The organism is Burkholderia sp. Bp9012, assembly GCF_003853825.1.
Lineage (GTDB): Bacteria > Pseudomonadota > Gammaproteobacteria > Burkholderiales > Burkholderiaceae > Burkholderia > Burkholderia diffusa.
Genome location: NZ_QTQA01000024.1, coordinates 107,077 through 121,264 on the forward strand (window position 1 = coordinate 107,077; position 14,188 = coordinate 121,264).

Genomic DNA, 14,188 nt, shown 5'->3' on the forward strand with positions numbered 1-14,188 from the left:
TGGTCGGGAACGAAAAAGGACGTGCTGGACGCACGCGGTCAGACAGGCAGGTGGATGCTGCCGTGCGGCGCGTCGGCATTGACGAGATCGACACGCTTCACGCGGATGCGCAATGTGTCGTCGCATACCGCGAGTTCGTGCGTGTACCAGCCGGCGAACAGCGTCTGCTCGTCGCGTCGCGTTTCGACGTAGTGAAACGGCGTGCGCAGCACATAGGCGCCGCGCCCGTGGTCGGCCCGATCGACATGCGGCTGCTGGAGCAGATGATGACCGCGACTCGCCGGCTGCTGCGAGAACGTCCGGCGTCCGGCCAGCCGCTCGATGCGGATGCGCAGCAGCAGCCGGTCCTCGTCCATCAGCGCGCCGTGCAGCCCGGTGTCGGGCTGATCCGGCGACAGCGGCATCCAGTAACGCGCGTCGTCCGCGTAGAGCGCGAGCCATTCCTCATAGCGCCGCTCGTCGAGCAGGCGTGCCTCGCGATAGACGAACGCGACGAGCTCATCGTGCGGAAATGCGCACATCTGCGGCCTCCTGCGTCGATACGGGCGTGATGTACTGCAGCCATGCCCGGAACTGATTGCGGATCTGCTGCTCGCTGGTGCCATTCGTTTCCGACGTCGGCTGCGCGAATTCCTGGGGATCGAACAGCCGCCCGACATGCACCCAGTCGCGCGCCTGCGTGGCGAGGCCGCGCTGTGCGCGTTCGTACATTTCGAGATCGTCGTGCGCAACGATCGACGTCGGCGCGTTGATGAGGCGGTTGTAGGCGAGCGTGCGCTCGAACAGCGAATCGGGCGCGCCGACGAGACGAAACGACCACGACTCCACCAGCGTGCGGTCGACCGCCAGCGGCTTGAATACGCGCAGGATCTGGATCGGCCCTTTCACCATCGCATTCGGAAACAGCACCGTGTTGTGACGCACCTCGCCCAGAATCCGCGCGGCGCGCGCTTCGCCGTAGGCCGCGGTCATCTTCTCGTGATAGCCGGGAATCGGCGTGTAGCGCGCGTGAATCGAATCGGCGGTGCCGGTGTGACCATGTCCGTTGGGCCACACGCGCAACCCCATCTGCTCGAAGAACGCGTGCGGCTGGATGAACGGCTCCAGCAGCTCGACCGCCATCGGCTTCGCCTGCTGCGTGCCGTCACGCTCCCACACGCGCACGGCCGTGCCGGCCGACGACTCGTGCGCGACCATCGGATGACAGGTGTCGGTCTGATTCTCGACCAGCATCTTCCAGTTGCATTCGTGCACGTAGCGGAACACGCCGCCCGCGACTTCCACGCGCCCTTCCGGCGAACGATCGACGAGGTTGTCGAGCGACGACAGCGCGTTGCCGAAGTACGCATCGAAATCGACACCGGACTGACTGAGGCGGCAGAACACGAAACCGCGATGCTCATGGCTCGCGCCGACCGCCTGCATGCCCTTGCTCGCCTCGCACGATTCGAAGGCCGTGTTTTCGTAGCCGCGCCGCAGCGGAATCGCGTAGAGGCTGCCGTCGGTCCGGTACGACCATGCGTGGTACGGGCAGCGGAAGAATGTGCCCGCGTTGCCGCAGGCATCCGTCACGAGCTGCGTGCCCTTGTGCGAACAGCGGTTGTGCAGCACCCGCACCGAACCGTCGACGTGGCGCACCATCACGACCGGCTCGGCGCCGATCGTCGTCGTCACGTAGTCGCCCGTGGCCGGAATCTGGCTGACGTGGCCGACATAGACCCAGGTGTTCCAGAACAGATGGCGCATCTCCAGCTCGAAGATGCGCGGCGACAGATAAAGGTCCTTGTGCACCTCGGTATCGCGCACGAGCGAAGCCACCGCATCGGTGAACGATGGTGCCGTCATGCGCGCCCCCGACTGCGGACGCGATGCGGCCGCGCGTCCTCGCGACGCGCAATGTCGATTGCTTTTATTGTCATCTCTCAGGTTCTGGTTGGTATGCCGCTCGGAGGAGCGTGTGCCTGCCGCCGCGCGACGGGCGGCAGGCGTTGCGGGTAACGGTCAGCCCGTCACCGGCGTCTCATGCAGGCGCAGCCAGCCGATGCGGCCATCCGTGTCGCGCTCGAACACGACGGTCGAACGGCGCACGGTTCGCCGCCCTGCCGCGTCGGTCTGCGTCTCGCGATAGGCGATCGTCGCGCCACCCTGCCACGCGCTCACTTCGTGCAGTTCGTCGATCGCGATCCGCAGGCCGGGCCGCGCGCCGAAGCCGCGCGAGAACAGGATGTCGATATCCGCGTAGTCGAGCGCATGGCCGTGCAGCGAGATCATCGAGAAGTCCCGCGAAAACCGCGCGAGCAGCGGCGCGAGCCCGTCGCGCGCCGCGCTGCCGGACAACCATTGCTCGATGTCGACGTGTGCGTCGACCACTTCCTGGAAAAACGGGTTTGACGAATTCATCTCGAAACTCACGAACGTTGAGAAGCCGCACGCCCGGCGGGCGCACGGTGCGCGGCGAGGCGCGCGACGAACGGCAGCGGCAGCAGCGTCGCCAGGGTGGCCAGGCCGAAACATTGCCGGTACGGCAGCGGCCCGTCGTCTCCGTGCAGCGACAGCAGGAAGTTCAACGCGCTGCCCAGCACCGCGACGCCGAGGCAGAAGCTCAGTTGCCGGTTGATGTTCCAGAGCGCGCTCGCGTCGCCCATTCGCGCGGCGGGGACATCCAGAAACGCCGCGCTTTGCGACGTGCTCGTGCACATGCTGGCGCCGAGCCCCATCGCGACGAACGCGAGCACGCGCCCGGCCTCGAAACCGGCAAGCGGGGTCGCGAGCAACGCGATCCCAAGCGCGTCGATCGCGATCCCGCACATGAACAGCGGCTTCGGCCCCCACTTCGGGAAACAGCGGCGCGTCGTCGCGATCGCGACGAACGACGCGATCGCCCACGGCACCATCAGCGCGCCCGTGTGCGTCGCGCTGAGTCCGAGCGCGTTCTGCAGATACAGGGCGGCGACGAGGTTCACGCCGGTGAACACGCCCGGCACGCACAGGTAGACGATCAGCCCGATCCGCAGCAGCGGCTGCGCAACCAGGCGCATGTCGAGCAGCGGCGCAGCAGCCCGGCGCGCGTGCGCGGCATACGCACCGCCGGCGACGAGCGCGATCGCGAGCGCAACGAACACGTCGCGACCCGCGCCCGGCTGTCCCGCGAACGTCAGGCCGAGCAGCAGCGCAACGAGCGCCGCGGCGCTCAGCCCGAGGCCGCGCACGTCGAGCGCCGGCGGGCTGCCATCCGGTTCGTCGGCCGGCAGCCACGCGAACGCGAGCATGCTCGTGACCGCGGCGAGCGGCAGCATGCCGAAGAAGATGGCCCGCCACGACACGCGATCCACGACCACGCCGCCCAGCGCCGGCGACAGCGCCGGCACGAGCAGCGCGACCATCATCACGATCGACGTCAGGTGCGCCCGCCCATCGGGCGGATACGCGCGATAGGCCATCGTCTGCCCGACCGGGATCAGCAATCCGCCGCCGAGCCCCTGGATCAGCCGCCATGCCAGCAGCGCGCCGATCGACGCCGACAGGCCGACGCCGAGGCTGCCGAGCGCGAACAGCAGCAGCGACGCGATCAGCAGCCGGCGCTCGCCGAAGCGTCGCGCGAGCCACGTGCCGAGCGGGATCACGACCGTCAGCCCGAGCACGTATGTGTTGCCGATCCACGCCAGTTGCGCGATCGACGCGTGCAGCTCGCGCTGGATCGTCGGATAGGCGGCGTTGATGACGAACATGTTGGCGAGATCGATCGCGAACCCGAGCAGGTAGACGGCGGCGATTTTCGAGCGATCGGTCATGGCGGCGGAAAACGAACGAAACGCCGCAGTGTAAGGTTCGCCGCGCACGTCGATAAGCCCGGCCGGACGGCAAGACTGGTCGAAAAATTTTGACAATCAGGGCACCATGTCGGTTTTCCGTCTCGTATCCGACACGCCATGGTGAGTCTCGATCGTTTCGCCGTCTTCCGCGCCGTCGTGGAAGCAGGGTCGTTTACGGCCGCCGCCGCCCAGCTGAACCAGGCCCGGGCCGCGGTGAGCTTCAACATCAAGCAACTGGAGGCCGAACTCGGCGTCACCCTGCTCACGCGCACCACGCGGCGCGTCGAGCTGACCGACGCGGGCGAGCGCTTCCATGCGCGCTGCCTGCGCGTGCTGGAGGAAGCCGAAAGCGCGATCGAGGATGCGCGCAGCGAGCATGGCGGGATGCACGGCGTGCTGCGGGTGACGTCGACCGTCGAGTACGGAACGATGGTCGTCGCCCCCGCGCTGCACACGTTCATGCAGCGGCATCCCGCGCTGCGCGTGCGGCTCGAAACGCATGCATCGCAGGTCGACCTGGTGCGCGAGCGCGTCGACGTGGCGATCCGGCTCGGTCGCCTCGAACAGTTCCAGGATCTGCCGTACCGCGGCGCGTGCCTCGCGACGTACGAAGTGCGACCCGTTATCGCGCCGTCACTGCTCGCCGCGGCCGGCCTGTCGCACATCGAGTCGCCGGACACGCTCGCCCGGCTGCCGCAGCTCGGCCATACGCGGCTCGAGCGCATCGCCACGTGGCCGCTCGCCGATCGCGACGGCAACCCGCACGCGTTCCGGCCCGGCGCCAAGCCGCGCGTCGTGGTCGACAACGCGTCGGTCCTGCGCGTGCTCGCGCGGCAGGGCAGCGGTGTCGCACTGCTGCCCGAATGGCTCGTGCGCGACGATCTCGCGAGCGGCGCGCTGGTCGATGCGCTCCCCGGCTACCGGTTCCCGCCGCAGGCAGTCTATGCGCTGTACCCGTCAACCCCGCACGTACCGCAGAAAGTACGTGCATGGGTCGACTTCATGAAGGCATATCTCGCCTGAACGCGGCGTGAACGCGGCAGGAGCGCGGCGACTCACGCGCGCGCCGAATCGTCCCGCAGCAGCGCGTCGATCCGCCGGGCGATCGCGAGCAGACGGCGATCACCGCCCCATGGCCCTTCCAGCATCAGCCCGACCGGCAGCGCCGTTTGCGCGGAGCGTCCGGCCGGGATCGAGACGGACGGCACGCCGGCGAGCGTCGCCGGCGAAGTCTGGCGTACGACGCGCGCGAATAGCGCCGCATCCTGCGCAGCGGTCATCGCGGCCGTGTCGTCGAGCGACGGCGGCTCGCCCGGCACCGTGGGCATCGCGATGCAGTCGACCGGCGTACCGAACGCGTCGTCGTACCAGCACACGAGACGCTGACGGCACGCGATCGCGTCCGCATACGTCTGCGCATCGACCGGCGCGGACACGAACGAACGGAAGATCGCGCGCACGTCGTCGCTCGCGATCCGCTCGACGAACATGTCGAACGGGATGCCGAGCCGTTCCGTCGCGAAACGGCGCCAGTATCGGTTTGCCTCGTATCCCGCGAGCGGAAAGCCGCATGCTTCGCTGGCGTCGTGCAGCGGCATCGCCGGCAACGGCACGAGCGTCGCGCCGGCCGCCGCGAACGACGCGAGCGCACGCTCGATGCAAGTAGCGACGCCCGGATCGAGCTCGTCGAAATACGGTGCACCCGGCACGCCGATGCGCAACTGCGGCCATTCGGGTGCGGTCGCCGTGCTATCGTCGCGCGTCAGCACCGCGTCGAGCAGCAGCAGATCGTCGATGCCATGACCGATCGGCCCCACCGTGTCGCGCGTGGGCGACAGCGACAGCACGCCGTGCGCCGAATAGCGCTGCGCGGACGGCCGCAATCCGTAGACACCGCAGAATGCGGCCGGAATCCGCACCGAGCCGCCCGTGTCGGTACCGAGACCGAACGGGATACCGGCCGCGACGGCCGCCGCCGTGCCGCCGCTCGACCCGCCGGCGATATGCCGCGGATCATGCGGATTGCCGACTGCGCCGAAGTGCCGGTTGCCGCTCGTGATGCCGAACGCGAGCTCATGCATGTTCGCCTTGCCGAGCGGCACCGCGCCGGCGTCAAGCAGGCGCCGCACGGTCAGCGCGTCCGCGGCCGCCCGGTAGCCTCGCACCGCCGGGCTCGCGCCGAGCGTCGGCATCCCGGCGGTATCGAGGTTGTCCTTGATCACGAAAGGCACGCCGGCAAGCGGCAGCGCGGCGCCTTGAGCGACGCGCGCATCGACGTGCTCGGCCTTGCGGCGCGCGAGTTCGCCATCGACGTGCACCATCGCATTGAGCGGCGCGAGCGCCGCGAGACGCGCGAGCGCGTCGTCGGCGAGGTCGACAGCGCGGCGCTCGGCCGTGCGCACGGCATCGGCAAGCTCGTGCACGCAGGCGGCGGAAACGAATGAAGGGGAAGAAACGCGGTTCGGCTGTGTTGTCATGTTGTGTGCTGGACGCGGAATCGATCGGGAAACGCGCAACGTGCCGGAGGCCCTCTCCGACACGCAGCGCGAACGGGATGGTATCCCGGCCCGCGGCCGCACGCACACGATGCGCCGCGCGACTACTGCTCGCGCGTTTCCCCCGCGTCGCCGACCGGGCGCGTCAGCCACGGCCCGATCTCCATCTCCTCGTACCGCACGAGCCGGCTCTTGCGCGCGCGGCGATACGCCCACCAGATCGCGACGAACAGCGGGATCCATACGTAGATCGACAACACTTCCATCCAGTCGATGCGGGCAGCGAAGAACGCCTGGTAATCCTGCCCGAGCGAGATCACGATGCAGATCGCGATCGCGGACAGCGGCCCGAACGGGAACCACTTCGCGCGATACGGCAGTTGATCGAGCCGGTAGCCCTGCTTCAGAAAGCCCTTGCGGAACCGGTAGTGGCAGACCGCGATGCCGAGCCACGCGATGAAGCCGGTGATGCCGACCGTATTGAGCAGCCACAGATAGATGCGCTGGTTGTTGGTCAGCGACGTGAGGAAGCACAGCCCGCCCACCGCCATCGTCGCGTAAAGCGCATTGCGCGGCACACCGCCCGGCGACAGCGTCGCGAACATCGCGGGCGCACGGCCTTCCGCCGCGAGGTTGTACAGCATCCGCGTGGCCGCATACGTGCCGGAGTTGCCTGCCGACAGCACGGCCGTCAGAATCACGAGGTTCATCGCGCCCGCGGCGAGCGGAAAGCCCGCATGGCTGAACACGAGCGTGAACGGGCTCACGCCGATGTCGGTCACGTCGCTCTTCAGCAGGTTCGGGTCGGTGTACGGCACCAGCAGGCCGATCACGAAGATCGCGAGCACGTAGAACAGCATGATCCGCCAGAAGATCTGCTTCACCGCGCGCGGGATCGTCTTGCGCGGGTTTTCAGATTCGCCGGCCGTGATGCCGACCAGCTCGGTGCCGAGAAACGAGAAGCCCGCGATCAGCGCGACGCTCATCATCGCGTGCACGCCGCCGACGAACGGCGCATCACCGGTCCTGAAGTTGCGCCAGCCGACCGGTTGCCCGTTGCCGAGCAGGCCCGCCGCGATCAGCAACCCCGCCGCGATGAACGCGATCACGGTGACGACCTTGATCAGCGAGAACCAGTATTCGGATTCCCCGAAGCCGCGCACGGACAGCGTGTTCAGCAGGAAAATCAGCACCAGGAACCCCGCGCCCCACCAGATGCCCGGCACGGCTGGAAACCAGTAGCGCATCACGATCTGCCCGGCGACGAGTTCGATCGCGATCGTCACTGCCCAGCTGTACCAGTAGGTCCAGCCGAGCGCGACGCCGAAGCCTTCGTCGACGTACTTCTCGCCGTAGATCGCGAACGAGCCCGACACCGGCATCAGCGCCGCCATCTCGCCGAGCCCGGTGACGACGAAGTAGACCATCAGCCCGATCGCGACATACGCGGCGATCGCGCCGCCCGGCCCCGCCTGCGCGACCGACGCGCCCGACGCGACGAACAGCCCCGTGCCGATCGAGCCGCCGATCGCGATCATCGCGATGTGGCGGCTCTGCAGCCGGCGCTTCAGCACCGTCCCGGACGGCGCGGCCGTCTCCACTGCCGCTTGCAAAGCATCCATAGTGTTCACCCTGATTGGATTCGGGCCGCTCCAATTGATTCGGAATACCAATCGATCGACCCGGTTATTCGCGTCGAAAACCAGTCCTGCATACCGGGCCGCACGGCCGAGTCAGACGACGCTGCGCTTGATCGCCTGCAACTCGGCCGTCGTCACGATCTTCTCGATGCGGAACCGCTGACTCTCCAGCCACATGTTCGCGATCCGCCGGTATTCGTCGAGATCCTCGCATGCGAGCCGCACCAGAAAATCGAACGTGCCGCTGACGAGCCAGCAGTCGAGCACCGCCGGGTTGTTCCGCATCTCGTCCTCGAAAGGCGCCTGCGAACGCCCGTGGTCGGCCAGCACGATCTGCGCGATCACGACGATCGGCTTGGTCGCACGCGGCGCCTTGATCACCGCGCGATAGCCTTCGATCACGCCGAGCGCCTCGAGCCGCTCCACGCGGGCCTGGCATGGGCGCGGCGTGAGGTTCACGAGCTCCGACAGCTTCCGGTACGAAATCCGTCCGTCGGTGCGCAGGATGTCGAGGATCCGGAGGTCGATCTTGTCGAGCTGCATCTTCTTGTCGGTCATCGGCGTTCGCTCCGGTCGGGTCGTGGCTGGTGCGCGGAGCATCTCCTCCAGTTCCGCGCGGGGGCCACATTATCCGGCTGAAGCGGCCGCGCGCCAATCGGCTAGAAGCGCAGCGACAGACAGGTCAGGCCGCCGTCCATCTTGCGGAACTCGCTCGTGTCGATCACATGCAGCGGCAATCCGAGTGAGCCGATCGCGTCGTGCACGCGCGGATAGCCGGCCGGCGTGATCAGCGTGCCGTTCACGCGCAACGTGTTGCCCGCGTATTCATCGGCGGCCGAGATGGCGATCCGGCGGTAGTCGGCGAACGCCGGATGCTCGGCCAGCGCCTCGGTCACGAGCAGCGTGTCGTCGCCGAGCGCGTTGACCACCGATTTCAGATGCAGGCCGGCGCCGACCGGCACCGCGACGACCGCATAGCCGTAGCGCGACACCAGCGACTCGAACGCGGCGATGCCCTCGGCATCGGTGCGGCCCGTCAGGCCGATGTAGAAGCGCTTGCCGACCTGCATCACGTCGCCGCCGTCGAGGCGGCCCGCCTGCATCGGCAGCAGATCGCGATGCGCGCCGAGCGCGGCTTCGATGTGTGCCGTCTCGCCGCGCCGCGCGGGTGCTCCGGGGCGCGTGATCACCGCGAATTCGGGGGTGACGACGGCGACGTCCTCGACGAAGTGCGAATCGGGGAACGCGTCCAGCGGCGGCAGTTCGGTCAGTTCGACGCCGAGGCCGCGCAGCGCGTCGCAGTAAGCGTGGAACTGCGTGAGCGTCTTGTCGTAGTCGGGCGCGCCGAGCGCGGCGGTGGTGAGACCCGCGCCGCAGGACGGCGCGGGACGGCGAACGATCGCTTGCGTGAATTGCATCGACTCCTCCATGGTCACGCTGCCCCCGTGCGGCGCACGGGGCAGCTGCGTTGTGTCCGGACCATTATCGGAAGCCAAATTGCGCAATTCGCGTCGAATTCGGGCGTGCCCGCAGCCGATCGCGTCGAATTGCAGGCGGGACGCAGCGGATTCGGCAGACGGCTGGCGTGCGCGGCGCAAACGCGCCGTGCGCGGGTAGCGGAGCGACTGATGCGTCCGTTATGCAGCGACAGGCACGAACCCCATTTGCGCACGCCCCAGCGCCGTCAGATTGCCCTCGCCGCCTCGTCCGTCGAAATCGACCTCGAAATGGTCAGCCGGAAAATCGGGCGGGCTGTCGCCGCGCAGGAACGCCAGCCGCTGGCGCTGCAGGTACGCGTCATTCTTCGCGCAACCGGGCGCCGCCGCGATGTACATCACGTTGCTGTCGCCGCTGCCGCGATGCGCATCCTCGACGGCATGCACGACGTCGCCGTGCCAGAACACCGCATCGCCCGGCTCCATGTGCGGGATCGGCACCAGCGCGTCGAGCAGCAGCGCATGCCATTCGGGCAAGATCGACAGCGCGCGCCCCGGACGCGCCCCGCACAGGTCGTCGTCGGCGACGTCGTCCTGCAGCGCACGCAGCACGACGTACGCCATTGCGTTCGAGACCGGGATCAGCTGCAGCGTGCCGTCGCCGGGCCCTTGCGGCGTCAGCGCGGTCCAACCCTGGAACGTGCGGAACATCGAGCACACGGCCGGCGACGGAATTTCCTCGACGTCGGGGCGGAACGCGGCGTCGAACGGATCGTAATCGCGCCAGCGGCCGGCCAGCACGTGGCGATAGACCTGCCGGAAATTCGCGCCGAGCCAGCGTTCGACCGAACCGCCGTCGACGTGCGGCGATAGTCCGAGCGACGTCGAGCCCGGCGGCCGGCGGCGGATCCGGTCCGCGTAGGCCGGCACCTGGTCGGGATCGAAATGCCTGCGCGGGCCGTCTGCATGACGCCACAGGCGGTTCAGGAACACGCGTGCCTGCGTGAGGGCCGGCGACTGGCGCGCGGCCACCTGCGGCTTCGACCAGTAGACGCCGTAGATCTGCGGCTTGCCCGACGCGAGATTGCCGAAATAACGGTCCTCGGCACGCGCATGCAGCCGCTCGGCGAAGCGGTTCGCATCCAAATAGGTGCCGATCTCGTCGTTCCAGTCGCGCGCCTGCTGCGCGTCGAACACACCGCGGATCACCGCCGCGCCATGCGTACGGATCGCGGCGACCGCCTGCGGATCGACGGTGTCGTTCGCGATATCCGCGAATCGCAGCACCGGAATCACGTCGCGGCCTTGCGCGTGCGCGCGGCGGATCGCGTCGACCTGCCGAGCGATGTCACCCTCCAGTTCGCGGAACGTGGCCGCGTAACCGGGCAACTCGGCGCGCAGCGCCCTTTTTGCCGTGCGGATCGCGGCCGGCAGATCGTCAATCGTCAGGTGCATCGTCGTCTCCTCGCTGAATCGTGTGTCGTGGTGAGCATTCAGCGTACGGCCGACGCGTCGCCGTCATCGACACCATCCGGTCAACTATCGATACAATCCTGACAACCACTCGCTACTCGGGACGATGGCAGACCACGCACAGCTTGTTGCCGTCCGGGTCGCGGAAATACGCGCCGTAGTAGTCGGGGTGATAGTGCGGCCGCAGGCCCGGCGGCCCGTCGCAGGAGCCGCCCTGCTGCAACGCGAGCGCATGACAGCGGTCGACTTGCGCGCGCGTCGGAGCGGCGAACGCGATCGTATGGCCGTTGCCCGGTTCGGGCGCGAGGCCGTCGAGGGGCGGGCCGAAGAAGAACAGCGGCCGGTCGGTATCGGCCGGCATCCAGCCCGACCAGCCGTCCGGCTCGCTGAACTTCAGACGCAGCCCGAGTTCCGCGAACAGCGGCGCGTAGAAGTCGTACGCGCGCGCGGTATCGCTGACGCCTACGCAAACATGTGAAAACATGGCATCGCTCCCGTCGTGACGATCGATCACGATCATGCCACGGCGCGTTGCCTCGCTCGACCGGAGATCGCGATGAAGCCGCAATACGAGCATGTGACGTTCGCCACCGGCTGTTCGATCCGCGTGTATCACCGCCAGCTCGCGCGCATCCCGTTCGAATGGCATCGCCATCCGGAATACGAACTGACGCTGACGCTCAACAGCCGCGGCCAGCGCTTCATCGGCGATCACGTCGCGCGCTACGCGGACGACGATCTGGTGCTCGTGCCGCCGAACCTGCCGCACACGTGGTCGTCAAATGCGCGCATCGATCGTGATGCGCCCGAGGTCGCGCTCGTCGTCTGGTTCGACGGCGACTGGGTGCGACGACTCGCCGACTGCTGCCCCGAATACGCGCCACTGCGCTCGCTGCTGCGGCGCGCGGCGCCGGGCCTGCGCTTCGACACCAACACGGCCCGCGCGATGCGCGCACGGCTGCCGCAGTTGCTCGATCCCGCTCCGCGCGTACGACTCGCGGCCGCGCTCGACACGCTCGCCGATCTCGCGGAAGCAGGCGGCGAGCCGCTCGCCACCGCGCATGCGTACGGCCGGCCCCACGGCACGACACCGCGCGCCGACGCGGCCGCGCCCGAAGCCGAGCGCCTTGATCGCGTGCTCGATGCGATCGACCGGCGCTTCCACGAACCGCTGCGCATCGATGCGCTCGCCGCTGCCGCGCACATGTCCGAGCGCACGTTGCAGCGCCTGTTTGTCCGGCATCTCGGCGAAAGCGTCGGCCGCTACGTTCAACGGCTCAGGCTTGCGCACGCGTGCCGTCATCTCGTCGGTACCGATTGGCCGATCGCGACAGTGGCCGCGCGCTGCGGCATTCCGAATGCCGCGAACTTCAACCGCCAGTTCCTCGCCGCGCGCGGAATGACGCCGGGCGCGTACCGGCAGTTCTTCCTGCAGCACGGCCACGCGCCCGACGAAGATGCGCTGGCGCTCGACACGCGGCCGCCGTCGCTGGAGCGTCGCGCGAATCCGGCGCACAAATGAAAACACCCCGGGGGGATAAACCCACCGGGGTGTCGGGGCGTTGCGACTGCCCGGCGCTAGCGGCCTTGCGGCCGTTCGCGCCGCGCACGACTTAACGTGCGTTGAGCGGCTTCGCTTCGCGCGGCGTGTCGCCGATGAACAGCTGACGCGGACGGCCGATCTTCTGTTCCGGATCCGCGATCATTTCGTTCCACTGTGCGATCCAGCCGACCGTACGTGCCATCGCGAAGATACACGTGAACATCGACGTCGGGATGCCCAGCGCGCGCTGGACGATACCCGAGTAGAAGTCGACGTTCGGGTACAGCTTGCGCGACACGAAGTATTCGTCTTCCAGCGCGATCTTCTCGAGCTGCATCGCAAGCTTGAACAGCGGGTCGTCGTGCAGGCCGAGTTCGTTCAGCACTTCGTAGCACGTTTCGCGCATCAGCTTCGCACGCGGGTCGTAGTTCTTGTACACGCGGTGGCCGAAGCCCATCAGCTTCACGCCCGAATTCTTGTCCTTCACCTGCTTGATGAATTCGGGGATGTTGTCCGGCGAACCGATCTGCTCGAGCATGTTCAGCGCGGCTTCGTTCGCACCACCGTGCGCCGGGCCCCACAGACATGCGATACCGGCAGCGATACACGCGAACGGGTTCGCGCCCGACGAGCCGGCCAGGCGGACCGTCGACGTCGATGCGTTCTGCTCGTGATCGGCGTGCAGGATCAGGATACGGTCGAGCGCGCGGACGAGCACGTCGTTGACCTTGTACTCTTCGCACGGGTTCGAGAACATCATGTGCATGAAGTTCGCGCTGTACGACAGTTCGTTCTTCGGATAAACGAACGGCTGACCAATGCTGAACTTGTACGCCATCGCGACGAGCGTCGGCAGCTTCGCGATCATGCGGATCGCCGACACTTCGCGGTGACGCGGATCGTTGATGTCGAGCGAGTCGTGATAGAACGCCGACAGCGCGCCGACGGCCGCCACCAGCACCGCCATCGGGTGCGCGTCGCGGCGGAAGCCACGGAAGAAGAAGTGCATCTGCTCGTGCACCATCGTGTGCTTCGTGACGGTGTCGACGAATTCCTTCTTCTGCGCCGCGTTCGGCAGTTCGCCCTTCAGCAGCAGGTAGCAGGACTCGAGGAAGTCTGCGTTCTGCGCGAGGTTGTCGATCGGGTAGCCGCGGTACAGCAGTTCGCCCTTGTCGCCGTCGATGTACGTGATCGCCGAATTACAAGCTGCCGTCGACATGAAGCCCGGGTCGTACGTGAACTTACCGGTCTGGCCGTACAGCTTGCGGATGTCGATCACGTCCGGGCCCATCGTACCCTTGTAGATCGGCATTTCGACGCTCGGCGAGTTGTCGCTGAACGATAGCGTGGCTTTAACATCAGACGGAGTCATGGCACATCCTCAATCGAAATAAAGAAACGGGATTCGATAACGGGCGTAACGCGTTACACGTTGCGCAGCATCTCCAACAGCCGGTGAATGTCCGGGCTGTCTAGGTCGCCTTCTGGTTCCTTGCGCGCGAGGAGCAAGTCCATCAGGTCGTTGTCGCTCAGATCGAGCAGGCGCGACAACGCGCCTACGTCTGCATCGGTGAGGTCATGCTCGTATCTGCTGAAGAAACGCTCGAAGATGATGTCGTTTTCCAGCAGACCCCGCCGCGCGCGCCAGCGGAGGCGCGCGCGACGGTGCGGGTCGGATTGATGCGAATCGTCGCTCATCACAAACGTCAAACCGCGCGACGAACCATCAGTTCCTTGATCTTGCCGATCGCCTTCGTCGGGTTCAAGCCCTTCGGGCAAACGTCGACGC

The 14,188-nt window shown here is 67.3% G+C and carries 14 protein-coding genes and 1 pseudogene; 2 read left to right on the forward strand and 13 right to left on the reverse strand.

From position 1 onward, the window contains the following. Positions 1-38: 38 nt before the first annotated feature. From DIE11_RS28075 to DIE11_RS28090, 4 genes are all read right to left on the reverse strand, one after another. Positions 39-521, reverse strand: a complete 483-nt coding sequence (locus DIE11_RS28075; protein ID WP_124628499.1) for an aromatic-ring-hydroxylating dioxygenase subunit beta — start codon at positions 519-521, stop codon at positions 39-41. Continuing rightward, positions 499-1,845: an aromatic ring-hydroxylating dioxygenase subunit alpha gene (locus tag DIE11_RS28080; protein WP_124628501.1), complete on the reverse strand. Its 1,347-nt coding sequence runs from the start codon at positions 1,843-1,845 to the stop codon at positions 499-501. The genes DIE11_RS28075 and DIE11_RS28080 overlap by 23 nt, the downstream gene beginning before the upstream one ends. Positions 1,846-2,001: 156 nt before the next feature. Further along, positions 2,002-2,400: a hypothetical protein gene (locus DIE11_RS28085; RefSeq protein ID WP_059679274.1), complete on the reverse strand. Its 399-nt coding sequence runs from the start codon at positions 2,398-2,400 to the stop codon at positions 2,002-2,004. A gap of 8 nt (positions 2,401-2,408) precedes the next feature. Next, the gene (locus DIE11_RS28090) at positions 2,409-3,791 is read right to left on the reverse strand and encodes an MFS transporter (protein WP_124628503.1); all 1,383 of its coding nucleotides are present in this window, start codon (positions 3,789-3,791) and stop codon (positions 2,409-2,411) included. 138 nt (positions 3,792-3,929) lie between these two features. Here DIE11_RS28090 and DIE11_RS28095 point away from each other — a divergent pair, with 138 nt between their 5' ends. After that, a complete protein-coding gene (locus DIE11_RS28095) occupies positions 3,930-4,835 on the forward strand; it encodes a LysR family transcriptional regulator (protein ID WP_124628505.1) in 906 nt (301 codons plus the stop codon). Between the two features lie 32 nt (positions 4,836-4,867). On the opposite strand, the gene iaaH is transcribed toward DIE11_RS28095, so the two are convergent. The 6 genes from iaaH to DIE11_RS28125 all read right to left on the reverse strand — a co-directional run bounded on the left by iaaH (position 4,868) and on the right by DIE11_RS28125 (position 11,340). Next, a complete protein-coding gene (iaaH, locus tag DIE11_RS28100; RefSeq protein WP_124628507.1) occupies positions 4,868-6,289 on the reverse strand; it encodes an indoleacetamide hydrolase in 1,422 nt (473 codons plus the stop codon). Between the two features lie 122 nt (positions 6,290-6,411). Next, positions 6,412-7,929 (reverse strand): amino acid permease, encoded by a 1,518-nt coding sequence (locus tag DIE11_RS28105; RefSeq protein WP_124628509.1) that lies wholly within the window; start codon positions 7,927-7,929, stop codon positions 6,412-6,414. Between the two features lie 111 nt (positions 7,930-8,040). Further along, entirely contained in the window at positions 8,041-8,505 is a 465-nt protein-coding gene (locus DIE11_RS28110; protein WP_059524722.1) for an Lrp/AsnC family transcriptional regulator, read from the reverse strand. A gap of 101 nt (positions 8,506-8,606) precedes the next feature. Then, positions 8,607-9,365: a dimethylarginine dimethylaminohydrolase family protein gene (locus DIE11_RS28115; RefSeq protein WP_059679310.1), complete on the reverse strand. Its 759-nt coding sequence runs from the start codon at positions 9,363-9,365 to the stop codon at positions 8,607-8,609. A gap of 219 nt (positions 9,366-9,584) precedes the next feature. Next, positions 9,585-10,838: a DUF1479 domain-containing protein gene (locus tag DIE11_RS28120; protein ID WP_124628511.1), complete on the reverse strand. Its 1,254-nt coding sequence runs from the start codon at positions 10,836-10,838 to the stop codon at positions 9,585-9,587. Between the two features lie 112 nt (positions 10,839-10,950). Beyond that, positions 10,951-11,340, reverse strand: coding sequence for a VOC family protein (locus DIE11_RS28125; RefSeq protein WP_124628513.1), 390 nt, complete (start codon positions 11,338-11,340; stop codon positions 10,951-10,953). A 72-nt stretch (positions 11,341-11,412) separates the two neighbouring features. On the opposite strand from DIE11_RS28125, the gene DIE11_RS28130 reads away from it, so the two are divergent. Further along, positions 11,413-12,378 (forward strand): AraC family transcriptional regulator, encoded by a 966-nt coding sequence (locus DIE11_RS28130; RefSeq protein WP_124628515.1) that lies wholly within the window; start codon positions 11,413-11,415, stop codon positions 12,376-12,378. A gap of 91 nt (positions 12,379-12,469) precedes the next feature. Here the strand turns inward: DIE11_RS28130 and gltA are convergent, their stop codons facing one another. The 3 genes and pseudogenes from gltA to sdhB all read right to left on the reverse strand — a co-directional run. Then, a complete protein-coding gene (gene gltA / locus DIE11_RS28135) occupies positions 12,470-13,771 on the reverse strand; it encodes a citrate synthase (protein WP_050011289.1) in 1,302 nt (433 codons plus the stop codon). A gap of 53 nt (positions 13,772-13,824) precedes the next feature. Then, positions 13,825-14,097 (reverse strand): succinate dehydrogenase assembly factor 2, encoded by a 273-nt coding sequence (locus tag DIE11_RS28140; RefSeq protein WP_011355742.1) that lies wholly within the window; start codon positions 14,095-14,097, stop codon positions 13,825-13,827. An 8-nt stretch (positions 14,098-14,105) separates the two neighbouring features. After that, a pseudogene (gene sdhB / locus DIE11_RS28145) lies at positions 14,106-14,188 on the reverse strand (succinate dehydrogenase iron-sulfur subunit); the annotation flags it as partial.

Excerpts from the sequence above, each read along its gene's own strand:
- DIE11_RS28075 (WP_124628499.1), bottom strand. The coding sequence starts at position 521 with ATGTGCGCATTTCCGCACGATGAGCTCGTCGCGTTCGTCTATCGCGAG.
- DIE11_RS28080 (WP_124628501.1), bottom strand. The coding sequence starts at position 1,845 with ATGACGGCACCATCGTTCACCGATGCGGTGGCTTCGCTCGTGCGCGAT.
- DIE11_RS28130 (WP_124628515.1), top strand. The coding sequence starts at position 11,413 with ATGAAGCCGCAATACGAGCATGTGACGTTCGCCACCGGCTGTTCGATC.
- DIE11_RS28110 (WP_059524722.1), bottom strand. The coding sequence starts at position 8,505 with ATGACCGACAAGAAGATGCAGCTCGACAAGATCGACCTCCGGATCCTC.
- DIE11_RS28120 (WP_124628511.1), bottom strand. The coding sequence starts at position 10,838 with ATGCACCTGACGATTGACGATCTGCCGGCCGCGATCCGCACGGCAAAA.
- iaaH (WP_124628507.1), bottom strand. The coding sequence starts at position 6,289 with ATGACAACACAGCCGAACCGCGTTTCTTCCCCTTCATTCGTTTCCGCC.
- DIE11_RS28095 (WP_124628505.1), top strand. The coding sequence starts at position 3,930 with ATGGTGAGTCTCGATCGTTTCGCCGTCTTCCGCGCCGTCGTGGAAGCA.
- DIE11_RS28140 (WP_011355742.1), bottom strand. The coding sequence starts at position 14,097 with ATGAGCGACGATTCGCATCAATCCGACCCGCACCGTCGCGCGCGCCTC.
- DIE11_RS28125 (WP_124628513.1), bottom strand. The coding sequence starts at position 11,340 with ATGTTTTCACATGTTTGCGTAGGCGTCAGCGATACCGCGCGCGCGTAC.
- DIE11_RS28105 (WP_124628509.1), bottom strand. The coding sequence starts at position 7,929 with ATGGATGCTTTGCAAGCGGCAGTGGAGACGGCCGCGCCGTCCGGGACG.
- DIE11_RS28090 (WP_124628503.1), bottom strand. The coding sequence starts at position 3,791 with ATGACCGATCGCTCGAAAATCGCCGCCGTCTACCTGCTCGGGTTCGCG.
- DIE11_RS28085 (WP_059679274.1), bottom strand. The coding sequence starts at position 2,400 with ATGAATTCGTCAAACCCGTTTTTCCAGGAAGTGGTCGACGCACACGTC.
- gltA (WP_050011289.1), bottom strand. The coding sequence starts at position 13,771 with ATGACTCCGTCTGATGTTAAAGCCACGCTATCGTTCAGCGACAACTCG.
- DIE11_RS28115 (WP_059679310.1), bottom strand. The coding sequence starts at position 9,365 with ATGCAATTCACGCAAGCGATCGTTCGCCGTCCCGCGCCGTCCTGCGGC.